This window comes from Shinella yambaruensis, from assembly GCF_050859155.1.
In the GTDB taxonomy this organism is placed as follows: Bacteria; Pseudomonadota; Alphaproteobacteria; order Rhizobiales; family Rhizobiaceae; genus Shinella; species Shinella yambaruensis.
Genome location: NZ_CP150639.1, coordinates 395,649 through 413,675, shown reverse-complemented (window position 1 = coordinate 413,675; position 18,027 = coordinate 395,649). Strand labels below are relative to the sequence as shown.

Sequence of the window (18,027 nt, the reverse complement as noted above, 5' to 3'; positions counted from 1 at the left end):
TCAAACTCCTTGGATGGTCTTGTAGAGCGCGGAGACGGTGAAATTCTCCTCGCCGCGTTTGAGGACGGCGATGATGCGGCCGCGGAAGAAGACATAGATGCGGTCACAGACCGTGATCATCTCCTCTTCGCTCTCCGTCAGCACGATCACCGCGCTGTCGCACGACAGGTCGGTGCGGATCGCCTTGAGGATTTCGGGTTTCGTCGCAAGGTCGACGCCGCGCGTCGGCTCGTTGAGGATGAGAAGGCGCGGCGCGTTCAGCGTCAGGCGCGCGATCAGCACCTTCTGCTTGTTGCCGCCGGAAAGGCCGCTCATGCCGATCTCCGGCCCCTTGGCCTTGACCTTGAACTCCACGATCTTGTCGGCCGTCACCTGGCGGGCGCGGCGGCTGTCGATCAGGCCGAGCGCCGTGGAGAACTGGCGATAGCTGGAGATCAGCGTGTTCTCGGCAATCGAGCGGCCCTGGATGACGGCCTGGCGCTCGCGGTGTTTCGGCAGAAGCGCGATGCGGTGCTTCATCGCCTCGCCGGGCGATGCGAGATGCAGGACCTTGCCCTCCATCTCGAAGGTGCCGGCGTCGAGCTTGCCGAGGCCGAACAGGGCTTCGGCCGCCTCGTCCTTGCCGGAACCGTCGAGCCCGGCAAAACCGACGACATCGCCCGTGCCGAGCGACAGCGTGACGTCCTCGAAGACGCCGCGGCGGGTGAGGCCGGAAATGCGGGCGATCGGGCGGGATTGTCCTTCCGGCACGGCGCGCGACAGGCCGTCGAGGCTCATCACGGGAATGTCGCCGACGATCCAGTTGGCAAGCTCCGCGCTGGTGGTCGCGGCGACGTCGAGCGTGGCGACGGCGCGGGCATCGCGCATGACGGTGACTCGGTCGCAGAATTCCATGATCTCGGAAACGTGGTGCGAGATCAGCGTGTAGGACCGGTCGGGATGGCGGCGCACGAGATCGCGCAGCAGCGACAGCAGCATGGTCTTGCGCTCGCGCGACAGCGAGGCGGTGATCTCGTCGAGCAGGATGACCTTCGCCTCGTCGATGAACTGCGCCTTGCCGAAGGCGAGCAATTGCTGGCTTTCGATGGGCAGCGTCAGCATCAGCGCGTCCGGGTCGACGGTGAGCCCGACCGCCTCGGCGACCTCGACGGCCTTGCGCCGCATGTCGGCACGGCGGAGGAAGCCGAAGCTGCGGGTCAGCGGCTGGCCCATGAACATGTTGTCGACGACGGACAGGCGCGGCGCGAATTTCGGCTCCTGCGGCACCAGCGAGACGCCGAGCCCGTGGGCGCGCACGGGATCGTACTCGGCAATGGCGACGCTCTCGCCGCCGATTTCGATTGCACCCGACGTCGCCTGCTGCGCGCCGGAAATCAGGCTCATCAGCACCGACTTGCCGGCGCCGTTGCGGCCGATGATGCCGTGGATCTCCCCGCGGCGCACGGAAAGATCGACATCCGCGACGGCGGTGAGGCCCGGGAAGGTCTTGGTCAGCCCGGCAAGGCGATAGGACGGCGCCTCGGTCGCCGGAAGGGCGGCGGATTGGATCATGGTCTTGCTCACGGCGGGAAAGAAGGCGGCGGCAGATATGCCGCCGCCCGTCGATCAGTTGGCGGCCTTCATCTGGTTCGCCCAGTTGCGGGCGTCGGCCGCCGGCACGTCCTCCGGCACGGAATAGGCCTGGATCTTGTACCAGTCGCCGTCGAAGGCGTCGGACGGCACGATCTCGACCGGCGCCCAGAGTTCCTCGCCCTCGATGGGGAAGGTACCGGCGGAAGCCGACTTGTCGAGGAGCTTGCCGCTCTTCATCATGTCGTAGAGCAGGCGCATGGAGACGATGCCCTCGCCCGTCGCCGGCTGCACGGAGACGTGGGTGAGATCGCCCTTCTCCACGGCGGCGAGTTCCGGCTGGGTGCCGTCGATCGTCGCGACCGGGATATGCGCCGGGTCGTCCGACTTCTTCAGCATGCCCTGCGCCCCGAAGGCCGGGATGGCGCCGCCGATGCCCATCGTGCCATCGATGCTGGCGACCGCGAGGATCTTGTCCTTGCCATAGCGCGAGATCATGTCGTCGACGACCTTGCGGGCCTTGGAGCCGTCGCAGCCCGCCTCGTGGGATTCGACCTTGATGTTCGGGTTGTCCTTGACGATCGGATCGAAGGCCGCGTGATAGCCGGCGCTGCGGCCGATATCGAAGGACGCGGTGATGATGCAGCGCAGCTCGATGATCACGCCGTCCTGCTTGCGCCAGTCCTCGCCCCGGTTCTTGTCGAGCCAGTTCACGATCGCCTCGCCGCCCTTGCGGCCGGCCGTCTCGTTGTCGAAGGCGACGAAGGTCGACTTGGACTTCGGCACGAAGGCGTTCGTCACGACGACCGGGACGTTCTTGGCGGCCAGGTCCTCGACGACCTTGATCATCGCCTCGCCGCGCCAGGGAACCAGGAGCACGCCATCGACGCCGCGGGCGATCTGCGCGTCGAGCGCATTGCGCTGCGCGCTCACGTCATTGGCGCCGAACACCGTGAATTCGATCTTCACACCGTCCTTTTCCTCGATGCGCTTCTTCTCGATCTCCTGACCGAGCTGCACGCCGTTGAAATAGATGTCGTTGGGCTCCCAGCGGATCACGGCGACACGGTAGCTGTCCTTCGCCACGGCAGCCGTCGACAGGGAAAGGGCAAGCGTCATCGCTGACAGGCCCGTCAGCAAAGTCCTGGTTTTCATGGATTCTCCTCCGAATGCGCCGCTTCGTCCAGCGCTATTTGTAACGTATACATACGTTATAATATCGTCAATAGATGTTACAAATTTTCCAGGCGCCCATTTTCGGGCAAAGGAGTGCGTGCCTCGCCGAAGCCGCCGCCGGCAAGAGAAGTCGAGGAAAAACAATAGGGAAATACCGCCGAGCGGACGGCGGAAGGCTGCGATCGAGCCGATAGGCCGTTCGGCCGGCTGCTCAGGCCTTGAAGGATTTCAGGATGGGACAGGGGCCGGTCTTGCCGACCGCGCATTCCGAAACGAGCCTTTGCAACGACAGGCGCGCCTCCTGCAGCTCCGCCATCCGGGCCTCGAGCTCGGCGAGACGCTTCGTCGCCAGAAGACGCACCGCCGCCCGGTCCTCGCCGGAATCGAGCGCGAGAAGCTGGCGGATCTCCTCCAGCGTGAAGCCGGCGGCCTGCGCCTGGCGGATGAACCGCAGGCGGCTGACGTCGGCCGGCCCGTACCGGCGGATGCCGTCGAGGCGCCTTGGCGTCGCGAGCAATCCCCTGCGCTGGTAGAAGCGCACGGTCTCCACGCCGACATTGCCCGCCGCCGCGAGTTTTCCGATCGTCAGGTCGTCAGGCGCTTGACTCCGTACCATGGTACGGAACTTATAGTCCCGCCAACGATTTCACAAGACAGGAGACGTGAGATGTTGGACAGAAACAATCAGGCCGGCCGCACGGCCGTCCTCTACCGCATGGTGATGCCGGGCCACATCTGCCCCTACGGGCTGAAGGCGAAGGACCTGCTCCGCCGATCGGGCTACACGGTCGACGACCGTCACCTGACGAGCCGCGCGGAGACCGACGCCTTCAAGGCGAAACATGATGTTCCCACCACGCCGCAGGTCTTCATCGACGGCGTGCGCGTCGGCGGCTACGACGACCTGAGGCGTTATCTCGACAAGCCCGTCGCGGACCCGAAGGCGACCACCTACCGCCCGGTCGTCGTGCTCTTCGCGCTCACGGCGCTGATGGCGATGGCCGCAAGCCATGCCGTCAGCGGCACGCCCTTCACCGTCAGGGCGGCGGAATGGTTCATCGCCTTCTCGATGGTCGCGCTCGCCATGCTGAAGCTGCAGAATGTCGAGAGCTTCGCGACCATGTTCCTCAACTACGACCTGCTCGCCAGGCGCTGGGTGCCCTACAGCTACATCTATCCCTATGCCGAAGGCCTTGCCGGCATCCTCATGGTGGCGGGCGCGCTCAACGGGCTGTCGATCCCGGTCGCCCTCTTCATCGGCACGATCGGCGCCGTCTCGGTCTTCAAGGCGGTCTATATCGAGAAGCGCGCGCTGAAATGCGCCTGCGTCGGCGGCTCCAGCAACGTCCCCCTCGGCTTCATCTCGCTGACGGAGAACCTGATGATGATCGCCATGGCCGTCTGGATGGCGGCGGTCAGCCTGGGCTATGCCGGCGGACACGCCATGTAGCCACGCCGTCGAGGGTCCGCTTCGTCTCGCGGCCCCTCCTCACCCCACGCCGCCGCGCCGCAAGGCCTTCTTGACCTTTTCTTCACGCTCCTCGCGTAAGCAAAGCGGGGGCGAGGCCCGGAATGGGACAGGGGCCGGATGGGTGTCGATGTCGAGCGTGCGTTCATTTGAAGCGGGGGATGTGGATGCGGTCGCGGACCTGTTCCAGCGCCTTCTGCGAAAGAGCGCCCAGCCGCCAAGCGACGATCTGAAAACCTATCTCCGCACCCTCTTCATCGATTTTCCCGCCGCCGAACCGGATTTGCGCTCGCGCGTGCATGTCCGCGCGGATGGCAGCGTTTCGGGCTTCCTCGGCGTGCTGCCGGTGGAGATGGAATTCGAGGGGCGGCGCCTGAAGGCCGCCAATTGCGGCACCTTCGCCTGTGACGACCGCGATGGCGACCCCTTCGCCGGTGCGCGCCTGCTGCGCGACGTGCTCTCCGGCCCGCAGGACCTCTCCTTCACCGAGACCTCGAACGATGTTTCGACGGACATGTGGCGCACGACGCGCGCCACCGTCCTCGGCCCCTACAGCCTCGAATGGCTGCGTGTGATAAGACCCTCCGCCTTCGCGCTGGAAGCCGCCGCCGGGCGTATGTCCGCCTTGAGGCTGCTCAGCCCCATGACCCGGCCCATCGACGCGCTTCTCTGCCGACGCGGTGGAAAACAGAGCTGGTCGCACTACGCGCCGCTTGCCGGCAAGGCCGACGCCTTCGTCGTCGACGCGGTGAGCGATACGGAATTTGCCCATCTGTGCCGCCAGTTCGTACGCCATTTCCCGCTGCGCCCCGCATGGGAGACACCGGTGCTGGAAACCATGCTCGGGCACGCCGCCCGCAAGGCGCTGCACGGCGAGCGCATCCAGCATGCCGTCAAGACGCGGTCCGGCAAGGCGATCGGCCTCTATCTCTACTACGGCGATCCCGGCGGCATCGGCCGCACGGTGCAGATCATGGCCGAGCCCGGCCAGGAGGCCATCGTCATCGACTGCCTGATACGCAACGCCCATGCCCGCGGTCTCGTCGGCATTCGCGGGCGCACGCAACCCGCCCTGCTGCAGGCGATGATCGGCAAGAAATGCGCCTTCCTGCATACGTCCTCGACCATCGTGCACTCGCGCAACCCCGCGCTGCTGGAGGCGCTGACCAGCGGCCGGGCATTCCTCAACGGTCTTGCCGGCGAAGGCTGGACCCGCCTCATCGGCGATCGGTTCGGGTAAGGCCATGTGCGGGATCGCCGGATATTGCGGGGGAAACATCGCACCGGAACGGGCGGCGGACCATCTGCGCCGCATGGTCGACGCGCTCCGCCATCGCGGACCGGACGGCGAAGGCATCCTGGTGCGCGGCGATGCGGGCCTTGCCCATACCCGCCTCTCCATCGTCGGCCTTGCCGACGGCGCCCAGCCGATGGCGACGGCGGACGGGGCGCTCGCTCTCACCTTCAACGGCGAGATCTTCAACTATGTGGAGCTGCGCAACGACCTGGCGGCCCGTGGCCACAGGTTCCGCACCACGTCGGACACCGAGGTGCTGCTTGCGGCCTTTACGGAGAAGGGCGCCGCCTGCCTGGAGGATTTCAACGGCGACTTCGCCTTTGCCCTGCACGATGCCAGGAACCGCCGGCTGGTGCTTGCCCGCGACCGGATGGGCGTGCGCCCGCTGTTCTACACCCAGCACGAGGGCACCCTGTTCTTCGCCTCCGAGATCGGCGCGCTGCTGGCCCTGCCCGGCATGGTGGCCGAGATCGACCCCGTCTCGCTCGACCAGATCTTCACGCTCTGGTGCCCGATCCCGCCGCGCACCGCCTACCGCAACATCTTCGAACTGCCGCCGGGCCACGTGATGACCGTCGAGGACGGTCGCCGGACGGTCCGTCCCTGGTGGCAGCTCTCCTTCCCCGACCGGGGCGACGCCGAGCCGGCCGGCCGGTTCGAGAGCCGGGTCGAGGAACTGCGCGCCCTGCTCGCCGATGCGACCCGCCTTCGCCTGCGCGCGGACGTGCCCGTCGGCGCCTATCTCTCCGGCGGCATCGATTCCTCGATCATCGCCGCGCTTGCCGCACGCACCGTGACGCACGGCCTGCGGACCTTCTCCCTGACCTTCCGCAGCGAGGAGCATGACGAAAGCGCCTGGCAGCGGCAGATGGCGGCAACGCTCGATGCGCAGGCCGACAGCGTCGAATGCACGACGGAGGCGATCGCCCGCCACCTGCCCGCGGTGATGGGCCATATCGAGCGGCCGATCCTGCGCACCGCGCCCGTGCCGCTGCACCTGCTCGCCGGAAGGGTGCGCGAACGCGGCATGAAGGTGGTGCTGACCGGCGAGGGCGCGGACGAGATCTTCGCCGGCTACGACCTTTTCCGCGAGGCGCGCGTCCGGCGCTTCTGCGGCCGGCAGCCGGGCTCCGCCCGGCGCCCTCGCCTCTTCCAGCGGCTCTATCCCTATCTTCCCGGCCTCAAGCAGCAGACGCCGGAATATCTCGCGCGCTTCTTCGCCTTCGGCTCGGAAGCCCTTGACGATCCGCTCTATTCCCACCGCCCGCGCTTCCGCTCCACGGCGGCGGCAAAACTGTTCTTCTCCGCCGGCCTCAAGGAGACGCTCGGCGACTACGACGCCGCCGAGGACCTTGCAGCGCAATTGCCGGCCGATTTCCGCCGCTGGCATCCGCTGCACCAAGCGCAATATCTCGAAACCGCCTTCCTGCTGCCGGGCTACATCCTCTCCAGCCAGGGCGACCGGGTGATGATGGCCAATGCCGTGGAGGGGCGCTTCCCGTTCCTCGACCACCGGGTCGTCTCCTTCGCCGCCGGCCTTGCGCCGGATGCCAAGCTGCTCGGCCTTAGAGAGAAGCACATCCTCAAGGAAGCCGCCCGCGGCCTCGTGCCGGCAGCCATCATCGAGCGTCCGAAGCAGCCCTACCGCGCGCCGGACAGCGAGAGCTTCGCTGCCCCGCAGACGCCCGGCTATATCGACACGGTGCTGTCGCCGGACCGGCTCGCCGGGAGCGGACTGTTCAACGTCCAGGCCGTCGGCAAGCTGAAGGAGAAGGTCATCAGGGAGCAGGTCTCCGGCTTCCGCGACAACGCGGCCTTCATCGGCATCCTGTCGACCCAGCTCCTGCGCGGCACCGGCGCCGCACGATCCACAGAACCTGCATCCAGCATCGGGATAAGCTGACCATGTCCGACGAGACCAAAGCCGCCATTCGTACCTTCATCGTGGAAAACTTCCTGTTCGGCGACAACAGCCACCCGCTGCCCGCCGACCTGTCACTGATCGACAACGACCTCGTCGATTCCACCGGCATCCTCGAACTCGTCGGCTTCCTTGAAGAACGCTTCGACGTCCAGGTCGCCGACGCGGACATCGTGCCGGCCAATCTCGACACGATCGAACGCATCGCCGGCTTCATCACCCGCAAGCAGGCGGCCTGACGGCGGGCCGGCCATGCGGATCGAGCGATATCTTGAGGACAGCGCATCCCGCGACGACGCCCGGATGGCGATCGTCTCGGGCGAGGTGCGGCTGAGCTACGCGCGCTTCCTCGACCTCGCCGCCCGCATGGCAACCACGCTGCACATGCGCGGCGTCAGGCGCGGCGACCGCGTTCTCGTCTTCCTCGACAATGGCTGGCAGGCCGCCGTCGCCGTCTTCGCCACCTGGATCGCCGGCGCCGTCATCTGCCCCGTCAACCCGGCGACCAGGAGCACGCGGCTCGCGCAGATCGTGCGCGACTGCAACCCTGCGCTGGTCTTCGTGGAGAGCCGCCTCGAACGGCTGCTCGATGAGATGCCCGAGCTCGCCACCACACCACGCATCGCGACAGGCGGCAGCTTCGAGGCCGCGCTCGACGCAGCACCGCTCAAAGCCGAGCCCCTGCCCGACACCGACCTTGCCGCGCTGATCTACACGTCGGGCTCGACGGGCGAACCGAAGGGCGTGATGCTCGCCCATGAGAACGTGGACGCCGCCGCCCGCGCGATCACCGGCTATCTCGAAAACACCGAAGCCGACACGATCCTCGTCGTGCTGCCCATGTCCTTCGGCTACGGGCTCAACCAGCTCGTCACCGCCATGCGCTGCGGTGCGACGCTGGTCATCGAAAAGTCCTTCGCCTTTCCGCAGGCGATCTTCGAGAAGATCCGCGACGAGCGTGTCACCGGCTTTCCGCTCGTGCCGGCCATGGCGGCCATGATGATGCAGGCGCGCGACCTCGACGCCTCGCTCTTCGCGAGCCTGCGCTACATCACCAGCGCCGCCGCGCCCCTGCCGCTTCCCCATCTCGACTGGCTGCGCGCCTTCCTGCCGCAGGTAAAGCTCTATTCCATGTACGGCCAGACCGAATGCACCCGCGCCAGCTGGCTGCCGCCGGGCGAGGTGGACGCCCGGCGCGGTTCGGTCGGCATAAGCATACCGGGCGGGCGGGCCGAGGTCGTCGACGAGGCGGGCGAGCCGGTGGTGCCCGGCATGACCGGCGAATTGGTGATCAGCGGGCCGCATGTCATGCGCGGCTACTGGCAGAACGAGGCCGCGACGCGCCGCGCGCTGCGGCCCGATCCGCACACGGGGGGCCTGCGCCTCCATACCGGTGATCTCTTCACCGCGGATGCGGACGGCTATCTCACCTTCGTCTCCCGCATGGACGACATCATCAAGTCGCGCGGCGAGAAGGTCGCGCCCAAGGCCGTGGAGGACGTGCTCTGCCGCATGCCGGGCGTGGCGGAAGCGCTCGTCGCCGGCGTTCCCCATGAAGTGCTCGGACAGGCCGTCAAGGCCGTGATCGTCGCCTCGGACCCGGCCCTTACCGAACGGGACGTGCTGCGTTTCTGCGCCCGCCATCTGGAGGACCATATGGTCCCCAAGCAGGTCGAATTCCGGGATTTTCTCCCCAGGACCGATTCCGGCAAGGCAAGCCGCCGGCTTGCCGCCGACCCAGCCGGCACGACCGGCCAAGATACAGGATCGCCCGCATGACCACGCCGAAGCCCCACACGCCCTCCTTCGCCCCGCTCGTGCTCGATCCCGCCGCGGAGGTGGAGCGCATCACCGGCTGGATGCGCGACCGGCTGCGCCTCGACCTGCGCAAGCGCGGCCTGGTGCTCGGCCTTTCCGGCGGCATCGATTCCAGCCTCTGCGCGGCGCTCGCCGTCAAGGCACTCGGCGCGAAGAACGTCTTCGCCCTCTTCATGCCGGAAAACGACTCCGACCCGGAAAGCCTGCGCCTCGGGCGCAGCGTCGCCGAGACCTTCGGCATCGAGGCCATCGTGGAGGATATCGGCCCATCGCTCGCCGCCATGGGCTGCTACGAGCGCCGCGACGCCTTCATCCGCGAGGCCGTGCCGGAATACGAGGCCGGCTGGGCCTCCAAGATCGTCTTCGACAACCCGATGACGACGGGCGGCTACAACATCTCCTCGCTCGTCGTGCGTTCGCCGGACGGCGCGATGCGCAAGGTGCGGCTTTCGGCCGGCGCCTATCTCGGCATCGTCGCGGCGACCAACATGAAGCAGCGCACCCGCAAGCAGCTCGAATACTACCATGCCGACCGGCTGAACTTCGCCGTGCTCGGCACGCCGAACCGGCTGGAATACGACCAGGGCTTCTTCGTCAAGAACGGCGACGGCGCCGCCGACATCAAGCCGATCGCCCATCTCTACAAGTCGCAGGTCTTCCAGCTTGCCGCCCATCTCGGCGTGCCGGCCGACATCCTCTCGCGCCCGCCCACCACCGACACCTATTCCCTGCCGCAGACGCAGGAGGAGTTCTACTTCGCCCTGCCCTACGACAAGATGGACATCTGCCTCTACGGGCTGGAGAACGCCGTGCCGCCGGCGGAGATCGCCGCGGCGACGGGCCTCGAGGCAAGCGACGTCGAGCTGGTCTGGGCGGATATCGCTGCCAAGCGCAAGGTCGCCCGCTACCTGCATTGCCCGCCGCTCGTCTTCGACGGAGCGAAGTAGCGCATTCCCAGCCGAAACGGCACTGGATAACGCAGTAGAAACAAGGACCAAGTGCAATTCCGGGATTTCACCGGATCTGCCCTAGGTCCCGCAAAGCGCGCGGGCGTTGAGCAGCCCCCAGCCGTAGACCGCGTCCTTGCCGGGCTTGCCGATGTCCTCGGCGGATCTCATCAGCTCCGCCTTGAGCGCATCCGGCGAAAGGTCGGGCCTGGCGGAGAGGAGAACGGACACGGCGGCCGTGACGAAGGGGGCGGCGAACGAGGTGCCGGTCTTCTGCCGCGCACCGGAAATCGACGCCGCCGTCCACACGCCGACACCGGGCGCGGCGATGTCGATGTGATCGCCCCGCACCGCGCGGCGATAGGGATTGCGGGCCTTGTCGACCGCCGTCACGGCGATCACGTCGTCATAGGCGGCGGGATAGACCGGCTCGGCATTCGGTCCGTCATTGCCGGCAGCCGCGACCAGGATCGTTCCCCGCCCGGCGGCGGCCGCCACGGCCCGCTCCAGCACCGCGTTGGCCGGGCCCGTGAGGCTCAGGTTGACGACCCGGATATCGCGCCGGACCAGGAGGTCGAGTGCGCGGACGAGGTCGTAGACATTGGCGATGTCGGCGGTCTTGCGGAAACGCTGGAAGGCATCGACGGCGACGACCTCCGCCTCCGGCAGCAGGCCCGGCACGCGGCTGCCGGGCGCGCCGACCAGAAGGGCCGCGACCGCCGTGCCGTGCTGCTCGCCCGATGCCGCGTCCTTCTCGTCGCCAAGGCTCAGCACCTCCAGCCGCGCCCGCGCCAGAACCGCATGATCGGCGTTGATCGCCGTGTCGATGAGGCCGATGCGCTGCGGCTTCAGGCAGGCCATGCCGCTGCCGTCACCCCCGGTCGGCCAGCCGACCATATGGCGCACCAGGGTGCAGCTTTCGCCCCTGCAGACGGCCTTGTCCGCGGCCTGCGGCTGGTAGAAATGGTTGAAATCCACCGTCGCCGAGGCGCTGCGGGCCGAAACGGCCGCGCGTGCCGCCTCGAGCGTCAGGCCCTGCGGCACGATGAGGCGGACCATTTCGCCGCCGACGAGCGCGACCTCGACGCGGCCGTCGATGACGAAGCCGTCCTGCGTCAGGCCGGCAAGGGCGTTTTCGTCGAGGCCAGCGGCAACGATCTCGTTCGGCGCCTGCTCCGGCACCGCGACCGCGCGGCGCACGGGCGCACGGCGCACCGCGCGGGTCGACTGGCGGAACAGCGGGCGCAGGATGCGCTGCGGGTCTGCACGGCGATCGTCTCCGCCCCGCCCGCGACTGCCGCCGCGGTCGTCGTCGTCATCGTCATCGCCTCCGTCATCGTCATCGGCGAGGGCCACGGCCATGCCGGGCGACAAACCACCCTGCGGCGCGGGCAACGCGACGAGCCCCCCCATGGCGAGGGCAAGGAGGAGGGAAAGGCGGTTGGTTCTGTCTGCAAGGCGGCTCGGCATGGTCCGTCTCCCGTGGCGGCGGCCGTCCGTCGGGTGCGGCCTTCCGTTGATTGTCCTTCCTGGCATACGTTCGACTCGACAGCTTATTCCATGGCATGCCAAAGAAATCCCATGACGAACACCATGCCGACGGTGCCGGAACGGCTTGTGGCCTTCCTGCCGAACCTCAGACGCTTCGCGATCTCGCTCTGCCGGTCGCGGGAGCTGGCCGACGACCTGGTGCAGGCGGCGTGCGAGCGGGCGATCCTCGCGGCAGACAGCTTTGCGCCCGACAGCCGCTTCGACGCCTGGATGTTCCGCATCCTGCGCAACCTGTGGATCGACCACCTGCGCCGCCAGAAGACCGCCGGCCCGCACGACGACATCGATGAGGCCCGCGACGTCTCCGTGCCGTCGGGCGAGGCGGCCGCTCATGCACGGATGGATCTCGCCGGGGTGACCGCCGCCCTGCAGAGGCTGCCGACAGAGCAGCGTGAAGTGCTGGTCCTGGTCTGCGTCGAGGACATGAGCTACCGCGATGCCGCCGAGGTGCTGGCCATTCCGATCGGCACGGTGATGAGCCGCCTTGCCCGCGCCCGGAAAAATTTGATGCAGCTCACGGGAATAAGTTTCGGCGAAGGGCGTTCGTCCGATACGAAAGGCGGCGTTCTATGAGCAAACAGGCATTCGACGACGAAACATTGATGGCCTTCGCCGACGGCGAACTGGACGAGGCGCGGAGCCTCGCGCTGGAAGAAGCGCTGGCCGACGACGAGGCCCTCGCCGAACGGCTCGCCGTCTTCCTCGACAGCCGCCGGCTGGTCGGCGATGCCCTCAAGCCGCTGATCGACGAACCGGTGCCCGAAGCGCTCGCCGCCTCGGTGCGCCGCATGGTGCAGGAGGCCGGGGAGAAGACGGCGCCGCCGCAGGACAATGTCGTCTCCTTCCCCGCAAGGCCGCAGCCGGAGGCCGGCCGGGCGGCGGCACGGCGCTGGCTCATGCCGATCGCGGCAAGCCTCGTGGCATTGGTCACCGGCGTCGTCGGCTTCACGCTCGGACGCATGGGGCCATCCGTCACCGATGCCGGCGCGGAAATCGCCGCCGCCCTCGACCGCGAGGCGTCCGGCCAGGATGTGACGCTCGGCACCGCCGTGCTGCATGTCGTCGCCACCTTCCGCGACGAGCGGGGCGAGCTCTGCCGGGAATACCGGCTGACGCAGCCGGCAAGCAGCACGCAGACCGTCGCCTGCCGCCAGGACGGCGCCTGGACGACGCGACTCGCGCTGACGACGCCGCTGGCCGAAGGCTATGTGCCCGCCTCCGCGCAGGAGACCGTCGACGCCTACCTCGCCTCCATCCAGGCCGGCCCGCCGCTGTCCGCCGAGGAGGAGCGCAAGGCGCTTTCCCCTTGAAACGAGGGACCTGCTGACGTCCCTTTCGGGCCGGGTATGCAGAAGGCCATCCCCCTTCCCGTCCCCTATGGCAAGGCAAACGCATAGAGAATTCGACGCTGCCGTTTTCCCTTTTCCCCCGCGGGGAGAAGGGGGCCCGAAGGGTCGGATGGAGGACTCCGCCGGATCGTCTGCGCTTCCGACCTCCCCCTCATCCGCCTGCCGGCCCCTTCTCCCCGCGGGGGAGAAGGGGATGGGGCAGCGGTTTCCTTCCATATTGATGGACTGCTCCCATGAGGAGGGCTCAGCCTGCGGGGCATCCTTGACGCCAAAAGACTGATGGATAGCCGGACCGCTGGCAGAGGAGACGCCCGCAGGCAGAGGGCGGCTTCCCATGTGATTGCGCGCCATTCGAAAAGGGCGTGCGGCAACATCACATGGGTTGATATCAATCTACTATTGACACATACCGACCGTATGGTATGTTAACGACATGTCCAGACCAACCAAACACGCACCCGAACGCGGCAACGCACGAACCCGGCTCCTGGAGGCGGCGCGCGACATCATCCGTGAGAAGGGTTTTGCCGCAACCAGCGTCGAGGATCTCTGCAAGGCCGCCGATGTCACCAAGGGCGCCTTCTTCCATCACTTCGCCAGCAAGGAGGCGCTCGGCGTGGCGGTGGCCGAGTTCTGGGCGGAGACGACAACGGCCTACTTCGCCGCCGCACCCTATCATGCACCGGACGACGCGCTGGCCCGGATCCTTGCCTATGTCGCCTTCCGCAAGGCGATCATCACGGGCGCGCTGAAGGATTTCACCTGCCTCGTCGGAACGATGGCACAGGAGGTCCATGCGAGCGCGCCCGACATTCGCGATGCCTGCGGCCGCAGCATCTTCGGCCATACGGCGACGCTGGAGGCCGATATCGAGACGGCACGGCGGGAACGCGGCATCACGGCGGACTGGTCCGCCGAGAGCCTGGCGCGGCACATGCAGGCCGTTCTGCAGGGCGGTTTCGTCCTCGCCAAGGCCGGCAACGACCCTGCGCTCGCGCGCGAAAGCCTCGATCACCTGGAGCGATACATACGACACCTGTTCAACGCCATGGAGGATGACGCACATGATGAGAACGACCCGGATCGGCTGCGCCTGCGGACAGACGCGCCTTGAACTGCGGGGAAGCCCGATCCTCGTTTCCGAATGCCTGTGCAACAGTTGCCGGGCCGCCGCCGGCAGGCTCGCCGCCCTTCCCGGCGCGAGAAACACCCTGACCGCCTATCAGGCGACGCCCACGGCGGAGTACCGCAAGGACCGGGTGGAGATCCTCTCCGGCGCGGAAAACCTCCGGGAATTCCGCCTCTCCCCCACCGCCGGCTCGCGCCGGGTGATCGCGGCCTGCTGCAACACGCCGGTCTTCCTGGAGATGAAGGGCGCGCACTGGCTGAGCCTCTACCTGCATCTGTGGCCGGAGGATATACGGCCGAAGTCGGCGTTCCGCACGATGACCGGCGACCTTGCCGACGCCTCCGGCCTGCCGGCCGACATGCCGAACCTCAAGACCCATACCGTCGCCTTCTATGCCAAGCTTCTGGCGGCATGGATCGCCATGGGCTTCCGCAATCCGAAAATCACCGTGGGAGGAACCATCGATGCCTGAGAAGATCGAAATCGAGAACGTCAACATTCCCGGCCGCACGGAGCGGGTGGACCGCACGAAATACACGGCGATGCGAAAGGCGCTGCTCGCCGCCCTGCCGGACACCGCGCCCGGCATGACCGTGGCCGAGGCCCAGGCGGCCCTCCTGCCCTTCCTCTCGGAAACGGACTTTCCGGAACGGCAGAAGGCGGGCTGGTGGATGAAGGCCGTACAGCTCGATCTCGAGGCGAAGGGCCTCATCCGGCGCGCACCGCGCAGGCCGGTCCATCTCTACCGGATCGCTCCCGCCACCGCCGACTGAAGGCCGCGGCCGGGCGACGGCATGTCCCGACATTTTTCGAGATGCCGGGAATAGACCGCGCCCGGCGCCGTTCCTCCCCCATCGAACGATGAGGAGAACAGCGATGGCACTCGCCCTTCTGAAGAAGCCGCAGCCCCGGTTGACCTTCCTCTGCCGCAAGGAGGACGAGGGCGTCATCCCCGCCCCCGTGCGCGCCAAGACGGCCCTGCCCGACTGGTTCCGCAAGCTGCCGCCCGTCGATGCCGCCCATGTCTCGCCGAACAACAGCGGCCTGACGGTGAAACGCTGCATGCCCTTCCTCGACGCCATGGCGGCAGGCTGGGTCATCGGGCTTGCCGGCACCGTGCGCATGGAGATCTCCGACGGCGGGAGGACCGTGGATTGCGGCTGGGATTTCGATCGCACGCTGGTCAGCAACCATGCCAGCCACCAGGTCGCCGGCAATCCGCGCGAGCCCCTGCCGCCCTGCAAGTTCCACAACTACTGGACCATCCGCACGCCGCCCGGCTGGAGCTGCCTCTTCGTGCCGCCGCTCAACCGGCCGAACGGCGTCTTCGAGGTCGTTTCGGGCGTCGTCGATACCGACACCTACCAGTCGGAAATCCACTTTCCGTTCTTCGCCACCGGCGAGGACGGCCTGCATGTGCTGGAACGCGGCACGCCCCTCGTGCAGGTCATCCCCTTCCGCCGCGAGACGTCAGACCTCGACGCCGACATCCGCGCCGAGCGCGAGGCGGAAGGGGTCGTCCGCAAGACGATCCTGCGCAAGACGCTCGCCGCCGACGGCTGGTACCGCAAATTCGCGCGCGCCCAGCGATAGGACCGAAGAGACGACCGCTCTTCCCACCGCCGCTGCCGCACGCAGCGGCGGCGAAGCCGCGTGGGCTGGAGTGGCGCGCTATAGCATTGAAAAATAACTCATTTTTCATGGAATAGATGTCCTGGCCCACCGTTCCTCCTGTGCAGCCGGCAAGGCTGCCATTCAAAGGAGACATGCCATGAAGAAACTCATCGCAATCCTCGGCGCCCTGCTCGTGGCCGGTGCCGCCGCGCCGGCGCCGGCCGTCGCCGACGACCCGGTCCACCGCTTCCTGCAGAAGATGGTGCGCAGCAGCAAGGCGAGCCATGTCCGCTCCAGCCGCGACCGGGACGACGACCGCCGGGGCAGCTGGAATTCCAACCGCAACTCCAACAGCTCGTCGAATTCCTCGCGGAACTCCAACTCGAATTCGAGCTCCAACTCGTCGAGCAATTCCAACTCGAACAGCTCGTCGAACTCTTCCAGCAATTCGAGTTCGAACTCGTCGTCGAACTCCTCCTCCAACTCCTCGTCGAACTCGTCTTCCGACGACGATTGAGCACCAGCCTGAAGGACCGAAGGGAGGGCGGAGCCTGTGCTTCCGCAATCCCCCTTCCCGCACCCCACGCCGGCCGGCGTGGGGGACTTTTCCACCCCTGAAGCGTACCCGCCGGGCAGATCGCCGGCATGGTGGAAAGGGGCCGCCACGCGCCTGCGCAGCCAGCTCCACGGGGCCGCAAGAGCCCTCGCCGCAGCGCTCGCTCCGTTATCCACCATCGCCGTCCAAAGGACCTTTCGCCCGCTTTACTCTACCGACCAGACGGTATAGTAATTTTCCGTGCTCAACGCAGTGTGGGAGGAAACACGGTGCAGCTGGATGGATTTCTGAGAACGACGGCGCTGGTCGGCGCCGTCCTGTGGGGTGGCTCTGCAACAGCGGCGGAAGTGTCGATCTTCTGCAGCTCGGCCGGCGCCGAGCTCGAGCTTTGCCAGTCGGCCTCCGAGGCCTGGGCGAAGGAGACCGGCAATACGGTCAAGATCAACAAGATGCCCGCGAACTGGGGCGAGGCCCTGCCGCTCTACCAGCAGCTTCTCGCCGGCAAGTCGGGCGACATCGACGTGCTGACGCTCGACAACATCTGGGTCGGCGCGCTCGCCGCCCACCTCGTCGACCTCAAGGAGAAGGTCCCGACGGAGGAGCTTTCGGCGCATTTCGAGGCGGCGCTCGCCGACAGCACCATCGAGGGCAAGCTGCTCGCCATGCCCTGGTTCGTCGATGCCGGCCTGATGTTCTACCGCAAGGACCTGCTTGAAAAATACGGCAAGGCGGAACCGAAGACCTGGGCGGAACTGACCGAGACGGCAAAGTCCATCCAGGAACAGGAACGCGCCGCCGGCAACAAGGACATGTGGGGCTATGTCTGGCAGGGCCGCGCCTATGAGGGGCTGATCTGCGATGCGCTCGAATGGGTCGCCTCCTATGGCGGCGGCACCTTCATCTCGCCGGACGGCGAGATCACCGCGAACAATCCGAAGGCCGTCGAGGCGCTGGAACTCGCCCGCACCTGGATCGGCGGCATCAGCCCGGAAGGCGTGCTCAACTATGACGAGGAAGGCTCGCGCGGCGTCTTCGAGGCCGGCAACTCCATCTTCCACCGCAACTGGGGTTACGTCTGGGGCACCAGCCAGGCGGAGGGCTCCTCGCTGCTCGGCAAGGTCGGCGTGATGGCGCTGCCGGTCGGGACGGAAGGCGAGAAATCGAGCGGCTGCTACGGCGCCGGCCTTCTCGGCGTATCGAAATATGCCGACGACGTCGATGCCGCCGTCAGCCTCGTGCAGTACCTCACCAGCGCCAGCGAGCAGAAACGCCGCGCTTTGCAGGGCTACAGCCCGACGCTGAAGGCGCTCTACCAGGACGCGGAGATCATCGAGAAGAATCCCTCGCTGCGTTTTGCCGAGAAGGCCTATGCGGAAAGCGCCTCGCGGCCGTCGCAGGTCACGGGCGCCTCCTACAACCGCGTCTCGCAGCGCATCTTCAACGGCGTGCACAACGTGCTGAGCGGCAAGGAAAGCGCCGCCGACGCGCTCGCCAAGGTGAGCAGCGATCTGGAACGGCTGAAGAAGCGCGGCTGGTAACGGTCCGGACGCCTTTCCGGGGAAAGCCGGGAAGGCGCCGTCTTTCTGTTTTATGCGGTTCCGGAAGCGAGATCGCCGCCGGGACCGTTCTGGA

18 protein-coding genes are annotated in these 18,027 nt (G+C 67.1%); 14 read left to right on the top strand and 4 right to left on the bottom strand.

Annotated features, from left to right (window positions below):
- From WMC41_RS24310 to WMC41_RS24300, 3 genes are all read right to left on the bottom strand, one after another.
- Positions 1-1,551, bottom strand: coding sequence for a sugar ABC transporter ATP-binding protein (locus tag WMC41_RS24310; RefSeq protein ID WP_432348458.1), 1,551 nt, complete (start codon positions 1,549-1,551; stop codon positions 1-3).
- Between the two features lie 54 nt (positions 1,552-1,605).
- The gene (locus tag WMC41_RS24305; RefSeq protein ID WP_244766523.1) at positions 1,606-2,724 is read right to left on the bottom strand and encodes a sugar ABC transporter substrate-binding protein; all 1,119 of its coding nucleotides are present in this window, start codon (positions 2,722-2,724) and stop codon (positions 1,606-1,608) included.
- A 232-nt stretch (positions 2,725-2,956) separates the two neighbouring features.
- The gene (locus WMC41_RS24300; RefSeq protein ID WP_244766522.1) at positions 2,957-3,361 is read right to left on the bottom strand and encodes a MerR family transcriptional regulator; all 405 of its coding nucleotides are present in this window, start codon (positions 3,359-3,361) and stop codon (positions 2,957-2,959) included.
- Between the two features lie 51 nt (positions 3,362-3,412).
- On the opposite strand from WMC41_RS24300, the gene WMC41_RS24295 reads away from it, so the two are divergent.
- The 6 genes from WMC41_RS24295 (at position 3,413) to nadE (ending at position 10,196) form a co-directional block, all read left to right on the top strand.
- A complete protein-coding gene (locus tag WMC41_RS24295; RefSeq protein WP_432348456.1) occupies positions 3,413-4,195 on the top strand; it encodes a MauE/DoxX family redox-associated membrane protein in 783 nt (260 codons plus the stop codon).
- 148 nt (positions 4,196-4,343) lie between these two features.
- Positions 4,344-5,453 carry a hypothetical protein gene (locus WMC41_RS24290; protein WP_432348455.1) on the top strand — a complete coding sequence of 370 codons (1,110 nt, stop codon included), beginning with the start codon at positions 4,344-4,346 and terminating at the stop codon, positions 5,451-5,453.
- A gap of 4 nt (positions 5,454-5,457) precedes the next feature.
- A complete protein-coding gene (gene asnB, locus WMC41_RS24285) occupies positions 5,458-7,413 on the top strand; it encodes an asparagine synthase (glutamine-hydrolyzing) (RefSeq protein WP_432348454.1) in 1,956 nt (651 codons plus the stop codon).
- A 2-nt stretch (positions 7,414-7,415) separates the two neighbouring features.
- Complete coding sequence (locus tag WMC41_RS24280; protein WP_272807866.1) at positions 7,416-7,670, top strand: acyl carrier protein; 255 nt, start codon at positions 7,416-7,418, stop codon at positions 7,668-7,670.
- A gap of 13 nt (positions 7,671-7,683) precedes the next feature.
- A complete protein-coding gene (locus WMC41_RS24275) occupies positions 7,684-9,210 on the top strand; it encodes a class I adenylate-forming enzyme family protein (protein WP_432348453.1) in 1,527 nt (508 codons plus the stop codon).
- Entirely contained in the window at positions 9,207-10,196 is a 990-nt protein-coding gene (gene nadE / locus WMC41_RS24270) for an NAD(+) synthase (RefSeq protein WP_288079357.1), read from the top strand. The genes WMC41_RS24275 and nadE overlap by 4 nt, the downstream gene beginning before the upstream one ends.
- Before the next feature lie 81 nt (positions 10,197-10,277).
- Here nadE and WMC41_RS24265 read toward each other — a convergent pair whose 3' ends face one another.
- Positions 10,278-11,396 (bottom strand): S8 family serine peptidase, encoded by a 1,119-nt coding sequence (locus tag WMC41_RS24265; RefSeq protein ID WP_432349331.1) that lies wholly within the window; start codon positions 11,394-11,396, stop codon positions 10,278-10,280.
- A gap of 381 nt (positions 11,397-11,777) precedes the next feature.
- Between WMC41_RS24265 and WMC41_RS24260 the strand changes: the two genes are divergently transcribed.
- From WMC41_RS24260 to WMC41_RS24225, 8 genes are all read left to right on the top strand, one after another.
- A complete protein-coding gene (locus tag WMC41_RS24260; protein WP_432348451.1) occupies positions 11,778-12,320 on the top strand; it encodes an RNA polymerase sigma factor in 543 nt (180 codons plus the stop codon).
- Positions 12,317-13,057 (top strand): anti-sigma factor family protein, encoded by a 741-nt coding sequence (locus tag WMC41_RS24255; RefSeq protein ID WP_432348450.1) that lies wholly within the window; start codon positions 12,317-12,319, stop codon positions 13,055-13,057. Before WMC41_RS24260 ends, WMC41_RS24255 begins: the two co-directional genes overlap by 4 nt.
- Before the next feature lie 472 nt (positions 13,058-13,529).
- Positions 13,530-14,210, top strand: coding sequence for a TetR/AcrR family transcriptional regulator (locus tag WMC41_RS24250; RefSeq protein WP_432348449.1), 681 nt, complete (start codon positions 13,530-13,532; stop codon positions 14,208-14,210).
- The gene (locus WMC41_RS24245) at positions 14,161-14,697 is read left to right on the top strand and encodes a GFA family protein (RefSeq protein ID WP_432348448.1); all 537 of its coding nucleotides are present in this window, start codon (positions 14,161-14,163) and stop codon (positions 14,695-14,697) included. The genes WMC41_RS24250 and WMC41_RS24245 overlap by 50 nt, the downstream gene beginning before the upstream one ends.
- Positions 14,690-14,998 (top strand): DUF6958 family protein, encoded by a 309-nt coding sequence (locus WMC41_RS24240; RefSeq protein ID WP_432348446.1) that lies wholly within the window; start codon positions 14,690-14,692, stop codon positions 14,996-14,998. The genes WMC41_RS24245 and WMC41_RS24240 overlap by 8 nt, the downstream gene beginning before the upstream one ends.
- A 103-nt stretch (positions 14,999-15,101) precedes the next feature.
- Complete coding sequence (locus WMC41_RS24235; protein ID WP_244766509.1) at positions 15,102-15,818, top strand: DUF6065 family protein; 717 nt, start codon at positions 15,102-15,104, stop codon at positions 15,816-15,818.
- 178 nt (positions 15,819-15,996) lie between these two features.
- Positions 15,997-16,356: a hypothetical protein gene (locus tag WMC41_RS24230; RefSeq protein WP_272807856.1), complete on the top strand. Its 360-nt coding sequence runs from the start codon at positions 15,997-15,999 to the stop codon at positions 16,354-16,356.
- A gap of 314 nt (positions 16,357-16,670) precedes the next feature.
- Positions 16,671-17,933: an ABC transporter substrate-binding protein gene (locus WMC41_RS24225; RefSeq protein WP_432349329.1), complete on the top strand. Its 1,263-nt coding sequence runs from the start codon at positions 16,671-16,673 to the stop codon at positions 17,931-17,933.
- Positions 17,934-18,027: the final 94 nt, after the last annotated feature.